This window comes from Aquibium sp. ELW1220, assembly GCF_030398385.1.
In the GTDB taxonomy this organism is placed as follows: Bacteria; Pseudomonadota; Alphaproteobacteria; order Rhizobiales; family Rhizobiaceae; genus Aquibium.
In genome coordinates, this window is record NZ_JAOAOQ010000058.1 from 15,291 (window position 1) to 27,616 (window position 12,326).

A 12,326-nucleotide genomic window follows, 5' to 3' on the forward strand; every position below is an offset into this window, starting at 1 on the left:
GATCCGCCGGGAATGCGCGCGCAAGGATCAGTTGCGGCCCTGGAAGGCATTCTCGACATGCACCGGCCAGCGCCGCGGCAGCACCGCGACGATGTCGAAGCGCAGCGACAGGCGGGCATGGTCCCGCTGCCTCGACAGCCACAGGTCGGCCGCGCCCTCGATGCGGCGCTGCGCCTCGAAGCCCACCGCGTCCATGGCCTGGATCAGCGTCGCGCGCGCCTTGACCTCGACGATGGCGACGAGGTCGCCGCGACGGGCGATCAGGTCGATCTCGCCGAGCTTCGTGCGATGGCGGCGGGCGACGATGCGGTAGCCCTTGAGCATCAGGGCGAGCGCGGCCAGCCACTCGCCGCGGTGGCCCTTGCGATAGGCGACGAAGCGCCGGTCGCGTCCGTCAGCCGCCACCGCCCTCCTCCTTCAGCTCCAGAAGCCGCCTGTAGAGCGTCTGCTTGGACTGGCCGGTCATCCGGGCGGCTTCGCCGGCGGCCTTGGAGGTCGGCATTTCGGCCGCGAGCGACAAGAGCAGCCGGTCGACGTCCTCAGGCGCATCCGCCGCCGCCTCGCCCGGCGGGGCAACGCAGACGACGATCTCGCCTTTCGGCGTCGACGCCGCTTCGTAGTGCTCGGCGAGGGCTGCCAGGCTGCCGCGCCGCATCTCCTCGAAGGTCTTGGTCAACTCGCGGCCGACTGCGGCTTCGCGCTCGCCGCCCAGCACGTCGCGCATGGCGGCGAGGCTGTCGGCCACCCGGTTCGGCGATTCATAGAAGATCAGCGTTCCCGGCACTGCCTTCACCGCCTCGAGCCGCGTGCGGCGCTGGCCATCCCTTGCGGGAAGGAAGCCGGCGAAGAAGAAGGCGTCGGACGGCAGGCCGCTCGCCGTCAGCGCCGCGAGCACCGCAGAAGCACCGGGGATCGGCACGACGCGGAAGCCCGCCGCGATCGCCTCGCCGACCAGCCGGTAGCCGGGATCGGAAACGAGCGGCGTGCCGGCGTCGGAGATCAGCGCCACCGCCTTTCCCTCGGCGAGATCGGCAAGCAGGCGCGGCCCCGCCACCTGCGCATTGTGCTCGTGATAGGCGGTCAGCTTCTGGCGGATACCGTAGCGGTCGAAGAGCACGCGGCTGACGCGGGTGTCCTCGCAGGCGACGATGTCGACCGCCGCCAGCGTCTCCAGCGCCCGCAGCGTCACGTCGCCCAGGTTCCCGATCGGCGTCGCCACCAGATAGAGCGCCGGCTCAAGGGGACGGGCGGGGATGACGGTCTGATGGACCAGGAAGGTCGGAGGTGGCGTCATGTGATCTATTCAAAATCCAGATACAGCATTGGGTAGGTCGATCAGTCCTGATTCGATCGAAGACCGTTTCGGCCGATTCTGCAGCGAGATGCTCTCCGCGGTAGGTCTCGCCAATGCCAGAGCGCCAATTGATCGAGGTAGCATGACGCGCCCATTTGCAGCGCCGACTGGACCTCCGTCGAAGGCACTCAAGCCGCAAGCTTCTTGGCCTTCTCAACGACCTGTTTCGTCACCTTCACGGGCTTATCCGACGCCCTGACATGCCGGTCGACACGGTAGACGAAGCTGTCCTCTATGGACTTGCCGTCAAAGTAGCCGAGGACCCTCCCCCGCGCTGACACTTCGAAAGGATGTTTATCCTTCTCGATATCATAATCACGTGCATCAATCCTGGTCAGGAAACTGTTCGTGGTGTTCGCGACCGTGATGTCGTCCGTTGCGATTGGTATGCTGAGTAATGCTGCAAGCTCTCCAATCAGCCTGATAACGGCCGTCGGTCCAAAAGTCTGTACATCCGGACTCGCCACATGAAGCAGCCAGGCTGGAGAGTCGTCCGTCTTGATCCAGCCTGCAAAGGCAATCGGCAAACCGGCCGCATCCAGAGCCTTGACGACAAGGAGGCCCGCGTTCGTATCCTGCTCCGTCAGAACCGTCTTATACATGAGAGCACTCCCGTACCGCGTTCTGTCACGGCGTTGACCAGCGCGGTCGCTTCGGCCTGCGTCCAGCTACGATAGCGCGAATCGATGCTCCATGTCGCCACCGTCTTCCAGTTGGCGTCGAACTGCGCATTGATCTGCTGCTCGGCCGCAAGACGATCCCGCAGTCCCGCGATCCGGATGAGCACCGACAAGTCGTGTGTATGGACGTCGTTGACGAGTCGTTTGTCGGGGATGTCGCTCGCGCGAAACATCGACGCGATCCGTGATTTGAGCGCGCACTCAACCGCCAGTCCCGCCAGATGATAGGCGGCGTCAAAATGTTTCGTATGGATCAGCGACTGGGCACTCCTGGCGTGCGACTGCGCCTGCCTTTCCCACTCCCGGCGATTCATGGGGCACCCCGCGAAGAAGCTGCTCCACAATCTACGGTTATTTGCCCGCTTGCAACGCGCCCCTACCGCGCCAGGTCCGCCACCACCGCATCGAGGACGATCATGCCCGCCGGCGTCGCGCGCAGGCGGGAGTTGCCGATGGGGGCGACGAGACCCTCCTCCTGCAGGATCGCGATGCGCTCCTGCGGCAGGGGGCGGCCGGCGAGTTCGGTGTAGCGCACGAGGTCGAGACCCTCGACGAGCCGCAAGCCCATCAGCAGGAACTCGTCTGCCTCCTCGTCGCGCGTCAGTTCCTCTCCATCGGCGACGCCGTGGCCCTGCTGCTCGACCAGCGCAAGCCAGCGCTCGGGGTGGCGCTCGGCCATCGTGACCGTTCGCGTGCCCTCGGCGATGAAGCGGCCATGCGCGCCGGGGCCGACGCCGACATATTCGCCATAGCGCCAGTAGGTCAGGTTGTGGCGGCTTTCCGCGCCTGGCCGCGCATGGTTGGAGATCTCGTAGGCGGGCAGACCGTGCGCGGCCGTCACCTCCTGCGTCAGCTGGTAGAGATCCGCCGCCAGGTCGGGATCCGGAATGGCGAACTTCTTCGCCGCGTGCAGCGCGAAGAAGGGCGTGCCCTCCTCGATGGTCAGCTGGTAGAGCGACAGATGGTCGGCGGCGTAGCCGATAGCCCGCCTGAGTTCGGCCTCCCAGCCCTCCAGCGTCTGGCCGGGACGGGCATAGATCAGGTCGAAAGAGAGACGCGGGAAGGTCGCGCGGGCGAGTTCGATCGCCTTCAGCGCCTCCTCGACGCTGTGCAGCCGGCCGAGGAACTTCAGGTCGCGGTCGTTCAGAGCCTGGACGCCGAGCGAGACGCGGTTGACGCCGGCCGCCCGATAGCCGCGGAACCGTTCCGCCTCCACCGACGACGGATTGGCCTCCATCGTCACCTCGATCCCCGCCGGCACCGTCCAGTTCGCGGCGATGGCGTCGAGAATGGCGCCGACGGTTCCCGGCTCCATCAGCGAGGGCGTGCCGCCGCCGAGGAAGACGCTGGTGACCGTACGCGGACCGGACTGCGCCCGCATCGAGGCGAGTTCGTTCTCGAAGGCGCGGGCGAAGCGTGCCTGGTCCGGCGGCTGGTGGCGGACATGCGAGTTGAAGTCGCAGTAAGGGCATTTCGCCGCGCAGAAGGGCCAGTGCACGTAGACGCCGAAACCGGGAGACCGGTCATCCTCCAGCAGCCTGCTGCCATCCGGCGTCGCGCGAAACCCGAGAACCGTCATGCCGAACCCAGTCTGGCCCGGGCGAATTTCTGGAAGGCGCGCGCGCGGTGCGACAGCGCGGTCTCCTGCCCGGGTTTCCAGCCATGTTTCTGTTCGGCGGTCATCTCGCCGAAGGTGACGTCGAAGCCGTCCGGCTGGAAGACCGGATCGTAGCCGAAGCCGTCGCTGCCGCGCGGCGGCCAGACCAGCGTCCCCTCCGCCTCGCCGCGGAAATACTCGGCCGTCCCATCGGGTTCGCACAGGCACAGCACCGCCACGAAGCGGCCGGTCCGCTGCGCGGGCTCGGTGGCGCCCTTCCCGGCCAGCAGCGCCTCGGTCTTCTCCATCGCCATCATGAAGTCGCGGCTGCCGTCGGGACGCGATGCCCAGTCGGCGGTGTAGACCCCCGGCGCACCGTCCAGCGCATCGACGCAGAGCCCCGAATCGTCCGACATCGCCGGCAGGCCGGTCGCCTTCGCTGCCGCAAAAGCCTTGATGTAGGCGTTTTCCTCGAACGTCGTGCCGGTCTCCTCCGGCTCGGGCAGGCCGTAGTCCTTCGCCGACGCCGCCTCGATGCCGAAGGGCGCCATCAGCTCGGCGAACTCCCGCAGCTTGCCCGCATTGTGGCTGGCAACGACGATCTTCCGCCCGGCGAGAGAGTTCATGCGATGCCCCAGATGCGTGGTTCGGCGAATTCCAGCGAGTTGCCGGACGGATCGCGGAAATAGATGGACCGGCCGCCCTGCGGCCATTCGAAATCGGCCTCGACGGCAATGCCGCTGGCCAGAAGATGCGCCTTCCAGCGGTCGATCTCGTCCGCCGAAGCCGAGAAGCAGAGGTGGCCCTGGCCACGCGCGCCGTGCGGCGGGACCGGCAGCCTGGCCTCGGGCGCCGGCGGAACCATCGTCGCGTCCGGCTGGAACAGCAGCAGGATGCCAGGCCCGCAGCGGAAGAAGACGTGGCGACCATCCACCTTGGCGATGCGCTCCAGCCCGAGAACGTCGCCGTAGAAGGCCTCGGCCGCGTCGAGATCGGCCACGTAGAGCGCGGATTCGAGGATCGCCGCTGGCGTCATGTCCGGTCCCCTGTCTTGTCGCGGCCGGTCGCGGTCCGTCGCCGGTCTCAGCCCACCGCCATCTTCTGCAGGTCGACGAGGCGCGCGATGCCCTTCTTGGCCAGCGCCATGAGTTCGGCGAACTGCGCCTCGGAGAAGGCGTCGCCCTCGGCGGTGCCCTGGATCTCGACGATGCCGCCCTTGCCGGTCATGACGAAGTTTGCGTCGGCACCGGCCGAGGAATCCTCGACATAGTCGAGGTCGATGACGCAGGTGCCGCCATGGATGCCGCAAGAGATCGCCGCGACGTGGTCCTTGAGCACCTTGCTCACGGTCAGCATCTTGCGCGCCTCCATCCAGGCCAGGCAGTCGTAGAGCGCAATGAAGCCGCCGGTGATCGAGGCCGTGCGCGTGCCGCCATCGGCCTGGATCACGTCGCAGTCCACCGTGATCTGCACTTCGCCCAGCGCTTCCAGATCGACGACGGCGCGCAGCGAGCGGCCGATCAGGCGCTGGATCTCCAGCGTGCGGCCGCCCTGCTTGCCGGTCGAGGCCTCGCGGCGCATGCGGTCGCCGGTGGCGCGCGGCAGCATGCCGTATTCGGCCGTCACCCAGCCCTTGCCGCTGTTGCGCAGCCATGGCGGGACGCGCTCTTCCAGGCTTGCGGTGCACAGCACGTGCGTGTCGCCGAACTTGACGAGGCAGGAGCCCTCGGCATGCTTGGAGACGCCGCGTTCGAAACTGACGGCGCGCATCTCGTCAGGCTGGCGCTTGGAAGGACGCATGGGCGGGTTCCTTGATGGCGATAAAGCGCGGCTTTTAACCCCAGGACGGCAGCGACGCAAAGGGAAACGAACCGTCATCGGCGTTGTGTTCGCAGCGATGCGGATTATATGGTCTTTTCCGGAGGCTTGATGCCATGACGAAGCCGATCACCGACCCCACCCTTCAGTCCCTCGACATCCGATCCCGCGAGATTTTCCGGCTCATCGCCGATTCCTACATGCGCGACGGCGAGCCCGTCGGTTCGCGCAACCTCGCCCGCCTGCTGCCGTCCTCGCTGTCGCCCGCCACCGTGCGCAACGTGATGAGCGACCTCGAACATCTCGGCCTCATCTACTCGCCGCACGTCTCGGCCGGCCGCCTGCCGACGCAGAAGGGGCTGCGCTTCTTCGTCGACGCCTTCATGGAGATCGGCGACCTGTCTGAGGAGGAGCGCCGCTCGATCGACGCGCAGGTCAAGGCCTCGGGTCGCGGCGCCTCGCTGGAGCACATGCTGACCGAGGCGAGCACCATGCTGTCGGGCATGTCGCGCGGCGCGGGCGTCGTGCTCGCCGGCAAGACCGAGACGGCGCTGAAGCACATCGAGTTCATCCAGCTCGAGCCCGACAAGGCGCTGGCGGTGCTCGTCTCGCATTCCGGCGACGTCGAGAACCGCGTCATCGACCTGCCGCCCGGCGTCACGCTCTCGCAGCTGCACGAGGCCTCCAACTACCTCAACGCCCATATCCGCGGCCGCACGCTGGCCGAGGCGCGCGCCGAGATCGCCAGGCTGCGCGAGGAGACGCGCCAGGCGCTCGATTCGCTGTCGCAGGACCTCGTCGAGAAGGGCCTCGCCGTGTGGGGCGGCACCGAAACCGGCACGCCGTCACGCCTCATCGTGCGCGGCCGCGCCAACCTGCTCGAAAACGTCACCGCCCAGGCCGACATCGAGCTGCTCAAGCACCTGTTCGAGGACCTCGAGACCAAGGAGGGGCTTATCCAGCTGCTCGAACTGGCCGAGCAGGGATCGGGGGTGCGCATCTTCATCGGCTCGGAGAACAAGCTGTTCTCGCTCTCCGGCTCCTCGCTGGTCGTCGCGCCCTACCGCGACAAGGACGCCCGGGTCATCGGCGCGCTCGGCGTCATCGGGCCGACGCGGCTCAACTATGCCCGTATCGTGCCGATGGTCGACTACACCGCCCAGATGATCTCGCGGATGCTGGGCTGAAACGGCCCCGCCCCTTGATTTTTGCCCCCCGAGCCTCGATATCGGGCGCAACTCACTCACCATCATTCGAGCACACGGGATCAAGCGATGAGCGACCATCCGAACCAGGAACGCGCGCCCGACACGGAGACCGCGCGCAGCGGTTATGCCGAGCACGCCGCTGCCGACAAGCCGACCGACGGCCAGCCCACCGATGCGCAGCCGGGCGAAGCCCAGGCCGCCGATTTCGAGGCCTTCATGCGGCTCGCCAAGGAAAACGAGGAGCTGAAGGACAAGGCGCTTCGCCTCGCCGCCGAGATGGAGAACCTGCGCCGCCGCACCGCCCGCGACGTCCATGATGCCCGCAACTACGCGATCGCCAATTTCGCCCGCGACATGCTCACCGTCTCCGACAATCTGCAGCGCGCGCTGGCCGCGGTGCCGGCCGAGGCGAAGGAGAAGGGCGAAGCGGGCTTCGCGGCCCTTCTCGAAGGCGTCGAGATGACCGAGCGCGGCATGCTGTCGACGCTCGAACGCCACGGCGTCAAGAAGATCGAGCCCGAGGGCGAGCGCTTCGACCCGAACTTCCACCAGGCGATGTTCGAGGTGCCCAACCCCGACCTGCCCGCCAACACCGTCGTCCAGGTCGTGCAGACCGGCTACGTCATCGGCGAACGCATGCTGCGTCCGGCCATGGTCGGCGTGTCGAAAGGCGGCCCCAAGGCCGCGCCGGTCGAGGGCACGGCCGAGGGCGACGCGAAGGGCTGAGGGGGCGCCGGGCGCCGGTATACCGCCAACGCCCCTCGGCCGTCCGTCTCCAACGCCGCGTTCCGTCACGCCCCCCTCTGGGCTGCCGCCCATCTCCCCCACAGGTGGGGAGATCGGCAGTTCCGCGCTCGGCGCTCATCCTGCAACGTTGGCGATTTGCGAAGGCGGCGGCGCGAATGATCTCCCCCCCCTCGTGGGGGAGATGCCCGGCAGGGCAGAGGGGGGCGCCGTAGGGCTCGACCTCCGCACAAGCAACATGATCGACGCCGCGAACCGTCCGATCCGACACACCGCGCCGTCCTCTGGCCCGTCGCCTTCAGGCCCCCGCCCCCGTCTGGCGCAAGCCCCCGCATCCGCGCTAAGCCTGACGCAGGAGGCAGCCATGATCCCGATCCTCGCATTCGACTATGCCGGCGTGGCCGTGTTCGCCGCCACCGGCGCTCTGGCCGCCTCGCGCAAGCAGCTCGACATCATCGGCTTCATCTTCATGGCCTGCGTGACGGGCACCGGCGGCGGCACGCTGCGCGACCTGATCCTCGGCGTGCCGGTGTTCTGGACCGTCAACCAGGACTATATCCTGGTCTGCGCGGCGGTGGCCGTCATCGTCTACTTCACCGCGCACCTGCTCGAATCGCGCTACAAGCTGCTGCTCTGGCTCGACGCGATCGGCCTTGCCGCCTATTGCGTCTTCGGCGCCTACAAGGGCCTGATCGTCACCGGCTCGGCCACCATCGCCATCGTCATGGGCGTGATGACGGCGACCTTCGGCGGCATCGTGCGCGACATCGCCGCGCAGGAACCCTCGGTGCTGCTGCGCCCCGAGATCTACGTCACGGCCGCCCTGACCGGCGCCGCCACCTTTACCGCGCTCGCCATCCTCGGCCTCACCATGCCGCTCGCCGCCATCCTCGGCGCGCTCGCAGCCTTTGCCGTGCGCGGCGGCGCACTCTGGTTCGGCTGGACGTTTCCGCCGTACCGGAGCCGGCCGGGGCGGCGGCCGGAGGATATCGTCTGACCGGCTACGGCGGGGTGCCTTCCTTCATCTTCGGAACCGATGCACGCCGGCAAACTGACCGCCAGCCGCGACTTGCGCAAATTCGCATCAAATGCCGCAACCCTTGTCATTCTTGCCTTAATTTGCCTCAGGCAAAGGATGTTTCGGGACAAGATTCTTCAAGGGGGTACCCGGATGTTCAAGACCGCCACGTTGCGCGCTGCGGCCGCGCTCGCCACCACGCTCGCCCTGATCTCGACTGCCTCGGCAGGCGAGACCTGTGCCGGTTACGGCCCGCAGGCCCCGCGCGACATTTCCAGCCTCGCGGGGAGCAACTCCCGCGTCTTCGCCGCCGCACCGGCGCCGGAGGCGATGAACCTGTGCAACATCCACACGCATGCCAATGCCGAGCACAAGGGGCCGGGCTTCTCGATCAGCGCCGGGTCCGGCGAGCATGGCGGCTTCCGCTGCAACGATGCCGACAGCCTGACGCCGGCCGAACGCGAGAGGCCCGAACATGTCGAGCATGGCTTCTACGGCGTCGAGCCCGGCGACACGATCGAGGTCCACTGGGTCTACAGCTCCTGCGACGTCGCGCCCGGCGAAGGCCTCGGCGCCTGCATGAGCGAGACCTGCACCAACCCGCAGCTGCGGGTCGAATCGCAGGTGTTCCTGCTGGTGAACGACGCACGTGCGCTGGATTTCAATGACTTCGCCGAGGGCGTGCGGCTCGACGACGGCCACTACCAGCCGAAGGCGCTGCCGCGCGGCACCGGCACGCCCGTGGTCTTCGCCGGCTCCACGACCGGACCGAAATACACCGAGAGCGCCTGCTCGCCGCTCCAGGTGACCTGGAGCGTCCGCCCCAACTGTGCCCGCCTCGACATCGGCTCGCTGCACGCCTGGGCGGCGAAGGGCAACGTCTTCAAGGAAGAGCACGCCCACGGCGTGCGGCAGCTGGTCACGACCTCCGAACTTCTCGCCCCCATCCGCTAAGCAAGACCCGGAGCCGCGACCGCCAAGCGCTCGCGGCTCCGTTGCCCTGTGCGTCAGGCTCCGGGATGGCGGCCGCCGCCGGGGTGACGGGCGCCATGACATCGACCATCGGCGGCCTCATCCGCGACATCGCCGCGCATGAGGCCGCCGCGCTCCTTCGCTCCCGAAACTCGTTTCACCGTCGTCCTCGGGGCGCGCGCGGGTTCGGCTGAAGGTTTCCGACGCCCGACCTCACCAGCCAGAAGGCGACCGCCGGCACGCTCCGCCCCGTGCGACATCGTGAGGCCGTGACGTTTGCGAGGCGCGCCCCATATCCCGGGTCATGGCCACGCTCACCATCTGGTTCGACGGTTCCTGCCCGCTCTGCACGCGCGAGATCATGCTGATGAAGCGCCTCGACCGCCGGGGCGCGATCGACTTCATCGACGTCGCGGTATCGAGCGTCGCGGACTGCCCCGTCGACCGCGCCGAACTGCTGGCCAGGTTTCACGCCCGGGAGAACGGCGTGCTCGTGTCGGGCGCCGGCGCCTTCGCTGCCATGTGGCGGGCGATCCCGCTTTTGCGCCCCATCGGTGTGCTGGCCCGCATCCCGCTCGTGCTGGCCCTGCTGGAGCGTGGCTACGTTGCCTTCCTGCGCGTCCGGCCGCGGCTGCAGCGCCTCGCCCGCCGGTCGGCGCCGGCATGACGCGCAGGGGCGATCCGGTCGGGCCCGGCCAGGAAAGCGTGTGGTCCTATCCGCGCCCGGCCATCGCCGAGCCGAGCGCCTGCCACATCGTCATCGAGCATGGCGGGCGGCGGATCGCCGAGACCCGGTCGGCCGTGCGGACGCTCGAGACCAGCCACCCGCCCTCCTGGTACATTCCGCCGGCCGACATCGCGCCCGGCGTGCTGCGCAGGGCGGCGGGAACCTCGCCCTGCGAATGGAAAGGCGCCGCCATCTACTTCGACGTGGTGGCGGGAGACACCGTGCTGCCCCGGGTCGGCTGGTGCTATCCCGACCCGACGCCCCCCTTCGCGCTCCTGCGCGACCATGTCGCCTTCTATGCCGGGCCGTTCGACCGATGCACGGTGGACGGCGAAACGGTCACCCCCCAGCCCGGCCGCTTCTACGGCGGCTGGATCACCAGCCGCGTCGTCGGCCCGTTCAAGGGCGGGCCGGGGACCATGGGGTGGTGAGCGAAGGGGGGAGGCGATCGTCGCCCTCGGAGCCTTCGCCGTGCGCGGCGGCGCTGAGGTGCGGATGGGCGTTTCCGCCGGGAGGGAGCCGGGCAGGGGAGAAGGACGGAGGACATAACGTGAAGTAAGCGGTCCCTCCATACCGAAATCGGGCGAAAGACCCTGCGTCCGGGCGGAGCTACCAGCTTCGAAGACAGCCGCTCCGCGCCCATGTGCGAGGAGCGGACCAGGCGACGCGTTCGATGCCGCACCTAACTATACGCTACGGGTAAAGCTGCCCGCGGGCCTTCGCCTTTTGCGTCAGACGCTTCGAGATCAGCTTCCATCTCTTCTCTTCATGAGGCGTATAGTCAGCTAGCGCGTGAGCGTAGTTGGCGGGTGCGGTATCGGTCCCGTCCAACGGATCTTCTCTGCACTCAATTGACTCGCCCCCGAACTCTTCAACGCTTAGACCGTGTACGGCCCCTGACTGTTTGCCAGTGCTCGTGTAAAGCGCGTGGGAGCTTGCCGCATCGGTGAGCGAACTTCGGTCCACCGACATCAACCCCGCATCGTTCGGCTGAGGCTTGAACCGGTCGCTCGCCGGCTCGCCATTGTGAATGCAGTTAGGATGGATTTGCCGGAAAAGCACTTCATCCGGGTTCGCGAGCGGCTCACCCATTGGTGCTCATCCGGCTATCAAAAGCAGACAAGAAATCTTGATCCACAAAATCAAACTCTTTGGGTTCAAGTTCTCCTGAACCGTCTATTTCAATCCCATAAAACTCCACGCCCCCCGCAGCGCTGAATTCCACCGAGTAGTCCCACCCGCCGCGCTCGAAATCAACGAGGATGCCACCAGCTTCCGTGGGAAATAGGCGTAATACGGCGCAATATGATGTGCGCTTCGCAAGGAATAACTCCGCGGCCTTCAGCGCACTGTCGGTAATCTGTAGGCCTGAACCGTCATGCCACCCAGCGCTGAGCGCGCGAAGTTCATCGAGACGTACACGACACCTTGAGAGTGCGGCACCAAGCTCGCTATCTACAACAGCAATTTCAAACACGTCCGCCACACGGCGGAAGCGGTCTTGACTATCTAGCTCAACTAGAAGCTCGAACTGGACGTCCTGCTTGAGGCTTCCGTCAAACTCTTCCTTTATCTGCCGAGGATCGACTGGAATGTCGATGTCGTCGTGTTCAGCCGTTCGAACTGTGATGGAGCCCTCATATTCATTCTTTATGCGGGTCCCGATTAGCTCTCCGATACCTTCGAAGCGTGTCTGATAGGTTTCACGCGCACCCATAATCAGTTGCTTGCGGCGGTTCGCATCAAACGAGACCACTTTCCCGCTGGTCCGGTCAGGAATCTCGATCTTTTCGTTTTCCCGGAGCCCCGCGCCAAAGCGATTGAGCGCGCGAACCTTTTCTGAGCTTAATGCGGATTCCCGCCCGGATCGTCCTTCGATCAAGGCAACCACGTCACCGTACGCGGACTCCACGATCTGCTCGATTTCCGCAGCGAAACCTGGGAGGTTCATCTGCGCGCTGCCTCGATTCCACTCAAGCTTCGGGATCGCGCTACCGTCCTCAATTCTGATGAGGTCGAAGGCAAGGCTTTTGTCGAATCCTTTCGGGACTCGCTCGCGGTCGCTGTGGCGGCGACGCCACGCGTCTTTAGCCCGTCTTATTCATGACGGCGTGTTCGCAAGGCTGGCGGATGTAGCATAAGCGGTTGATTTGGCGTAGGATTCGTTGCTTAGGCCAATCCTGCCGACAACATCGCGCGAGCCACACC

General features: G+C 66.7%; 16 protein-coding genes. 6 read left to right on the forward strand and 10 right to left on the reverse strand.

Annotation, left to right across the window (positions count from 1 at the left end):
• Positions 1 to 27: 27 nt before the first annotated feature.
• The 8 genes from N1F91_RS28460 to rph form a co-directional block, all read right to left on the reverse strand.
• Positions 28 to 405: a YraN family protein gene (locus N1F91_RS28460; protein WP_289997149.1), complete on the reverse strand. Its 378-nt coding sequence runs from the start codon at positions 403 to 405 to the stop codon at positions 28 to 30.
• Positions 395 to 1,294, reverse strand: a complete 900-nt coding sequence (rsmI, locus tag N1F91_RS28465) for a 16S rRNA (cytidine(1402)-2'-O)-methyltransferase (RefSeq protein WP_289997150.1) — start codon at positions 1,292 to 1,294, stop codon at positions 395 to 397. Before rsmI ends, N1F91_RS28460 begins: the two co-directional genes overlap by 11 nt.
• A gap of 188 nt (positions 1,295 to 1,482) precedes the next feature.
• Positions 1,483 to 1,956 (reverse strand): hypothetical protein, encoded by a 474-nt coding sequence (locus N1F91_RS28470; protein ID WP_289997151.1) that lies wholly within the window; start codon positions 1,954 to 1,956, stop codon positions 1,483 to 1,485.
• Positions 1,938 to 2,348: a hypothetical protein gene (locus tag N1F91_RS28475; protein WP_289997152.1), complete on the reverse strand. Its 411-nt coding sequence runs from the start codon at positions 2,346 to 2,348 to the stop codon at positions 1,938 to 1,940. The genes N1F91_RS28470 and N1F91_RS28475 overlap by 19 nt, the downstream gene beginning before the upstream one ends.
• A 62-nt stretch (positions 2,349 to 2,410) precedes the next feature.
• A complete protein-coding gene (hemW, locus tag N1F91_RS28480; RefSeq protein WP_289997154.1) occupies positions 2,411 to 3,613 on the reverse strand; it encodes a radical SAM family heme chaperone HemW in 1,203 nt (400 codons plus the stop codon).
• Positions 3,610 to 4,257: an RdgB/HAM1 family non-canonical purine NTP pyrophosphatase gene (rdgB, locus tag N1F91_RS28485; protein WP_289997156.1), complete on the reverse strand. Its 648-nt coding sequence runs from the start codon at positions 4,255 to 4,257 to the stop codon at positions 3,610 to 3,612. The genes hemW and rdgB overlap by 4 nt, the downstream gene beginning before the upstream one ends.
• Complete coding sequence (locus N1F91_RS28490; protein WP_289997158.1) at positions 4,254 to 4,667, reverse strand: VOC family protein; 414 nt, start codon at positions 4,665 to 4,667, stop codon at positions 4,254 to 4,256. Before N1F91_RS28490 ends, rdgB begins: the two co-directional genes overlap by 4 nt.
• 47 nt (positions 4,668 to 4,714) lie before the next feature.
• Positions 4,715 to 5,431 carry a ribonuclease PH gene (rph, locus tag N1F91_RS28495; RefSeq protein ID WP_289997160.1) on the reverse strand — a complete coding sequence of 239 codons (717 nt, stop codon included), beginning with the start codon at positions 5,429 to 5,431 and terminating at the stop codon, positions 4,715 to 4,717.
• Positions 5,432 to 5,565: 134 nt separating this feature from the next.
• Between rph and hrcA the strand changes: the two genes are divergently transcribed.
• The 6 genes from hrcA (at position 5,566) to N1F91_RS28525 (ending at position 10,549) form a co-directional block, all read left to right on the forward strand.
• Entirely contained in the window at positions 5,566 to 6,636 is a 1,071-nt protein-coding gene (gene hrcA / locus N1F91_RS28500; protein WP_289997162.1) for a heat-inducible transcriptional repressor HrcA, read from the forward strand.
• 87 nt (positions 6,637 to 6,723) lie between these two features.
• Entirely contained in the window at positions 6,724 to 7,383 is a 660-nt protein-coding gene (grpE, locus tag N1F91_RS28505) for a nucleotide exchange factor GrpE (RefSeq protein WP_289997163.1), read from the forward strand.
• A 382-nt stretch (positions 7,384 to 7,765) separates the two neighbouring features.
• A complete protein-coding gene (locus tag N1F91_RS28510) occupies positions 7,766 to 8,398 on the forward strand; it encodes a trimeric intracellular cation channel family protein (protein WP_289997165.1) in 633 nt (210 codons plus the stop codon).
• Between the two features lie 174 nt (positions 8,399 to 8,572).
• Positions 8,573 to 9,373 carry a delta-class carbonic anhydrase gene (locus N1F91_RS28515; protein ID WP_289997166.1) on the forward strand — a complete coding sequence of 267 codons (801 nt, stop codon included), beginning with the start codon at positions 8,573 to 8,575 and terminating at the stop codon, positions 9,371 to 9,373.
• 322 nt (positions 9,374 to 9,695) lie between these two features.
• Positions 9,696 to 10,058 carry a DUF393 domain-containing protein gene (locus tag N1F91_RS28520; RefSeq protein WP_289997167.1) on the forward strand — a complete coding sequence of 121 codons (363 nt, stop codon included), beginning with the start codon at positions 9,696 to 9,698 and terminating at the stop codon, positions 10,056 to 10,058.
• Positions 10,055 to 10,549 carry a DUF427 domain-containing protein gene (locus tag N1F91_RS28525; RefSeq protein WP_289997168.1) on the forward strand — a complete coding sequence of 165 codons (495 nt, stop codon included), beginning with the start codon at positions 10,055 to 10,057 and terminating at the stop codon, positions 10,547 to 10,549. The genes N1F91_RS28520 and N1F91_RS28525 overlap by 4 nt, the downstream gene beginning before the upstream one ends.
• A 262-nt stretch (positions 10,550 to 10,811) precedes the next feature.
• On the opposite strand, the gene N1F91_RS28530 is transcribed toward N1F91_RS28525, so the two are convergent.
• The gene (locus N1F91_RS28530; protein WP_289997170.1) at positions 10,812 to 11,210 is read right to left on the reverse strand and encodes a hypothetical protein; all 399 of its coding nucleotides are present in this window, start codon (positions 11,208 to 11,210) and stop codon (positions 10,812 to 10,814) included.
• On the reverse strand, positions 11,203 to 12,069 hold the full coding sequence (locus tag N1F91_RS28535) for a hypothetical protein (RefSeq protein WP_289997171.1): 867 nt from the start codon (positions 12,067 to 12,069) through the stop codon (positions 11,203 to 11,205). Before N1F91_RS28535 ends, N1F91_RS28530 begins: the two co-directional genes overlap by 8 nt.
• Between the last annotated feature and the right edge of the window lie 257 nt (positions 12,070 to 12,326).

Excerpts from the sequence above, each read along its gene's own strand:
- rsmI (WP_289997150.1), bottom strand. The coding sequence starts at position 1,294 with ATGACGCCACCTCCGACCTTCCTGGTCCATCAGACCGTCATCCCCGCC.
- N1F91_RS28470 (WP_289997151.1), bottom strand. The coding sequence starts at position 1,956 with ATGTATAAGACGGTTCTGACGGAGCAGGATACGAACGCGGGCCTCCTT.
- N1F91_RS28475 (WP_289997152.1), bottom strand. The coding sequence starts at position 2,348 with ATGAATCGCCGGGAGTGGGAAAGGCAGGCGCAGTCGCACGCCAGGAGT.
- hemW (WP_289997154.1), bottom strand. The coding sequence starts at position 3,613 with ATGACGGTTCTCGGGTTTCGCGCGACGCCGGATGGCAGCAGGCTGCTG.
- rdgB (WP_289997156.1), bottom strand. The coding sequence starts at position 4,257 with ATGAACTCTCTCGCCGGGCGGAAGATCGTCGTTGCCAGCCACAATGCG.
- N1F91_RS28490 (WP_289997158.1), bottom strand. The coding sequence starts at position 4,667 with ATGACGCCAGCGGCGATCCTCGAATCCGCGCTCTACGTGGCCGATCTC.
- rph (WP_289997160.1), bottom strand. The coding sequence starts at position 5,431 with ATGCGTCCTTCCAAGCGCCAGCCTGACGAGATGCGCGCCGTCAGTTTC.
- hrcA (WP_289997162.1), top strand. The coding sequence starts at position 5,566 with ATGACGAAGCCGATCACCGACCCCACCCTTCAGTCCCTCGACATCCGA.
- grpE (WP_289997163.1), top strand. The coding sequence starts at position 6,724 with ATGAGCGACCATCCGAACCAGGAACGCGCGCCCGACACGGAGACCGCG.
- N1F91_RS28510 (WP_289997165.1), top strand. The coding sequence starts at position 7,766 with ATGATCCCGATCCTCGCATTCGACTATGCCGGCGTGGCCGTGTTCGCC.
- N1F91_RS28515 (WP_289997166.1), top strand. The coding sequence starts at position 8,573 with ATGTTCAAGACCGCCACGTTGCGCGCTGCGGCCGCGCTCGCCACCACG.
- N1F91_RS28520 (WP_289997167.1), top strand. The coding sequence starts at position 9,696 with ATGGCCACGCTCACCATCTGGTTCGACGGTTCCTGCCCGCTCTGCACG.
- N1F91_RS28525 (WP_289997168.1), top strand. The coding sequence starts at position 10,055 with ATGACGCGCAGGGGCGATCCGGTCGGGCCCGGCCAGGAAAGCGTGTGG.
- N1F91_RS28530 (WP_289997170.1), bottom strand. The coding sequence starts at position 11,210 with ATGGGTGAGCCGCTCGCGAACCCGGATGAAGTGCTTTTCCGGCAAATC.
- N1F91_RS28535 (WP_289997171.1), bottom strand. The coding sequence starts at position 12,069 with ATGAACCTCCCAGGTTTCGCTGCGGAAATCGAGCAGATCGTGGAGTCC.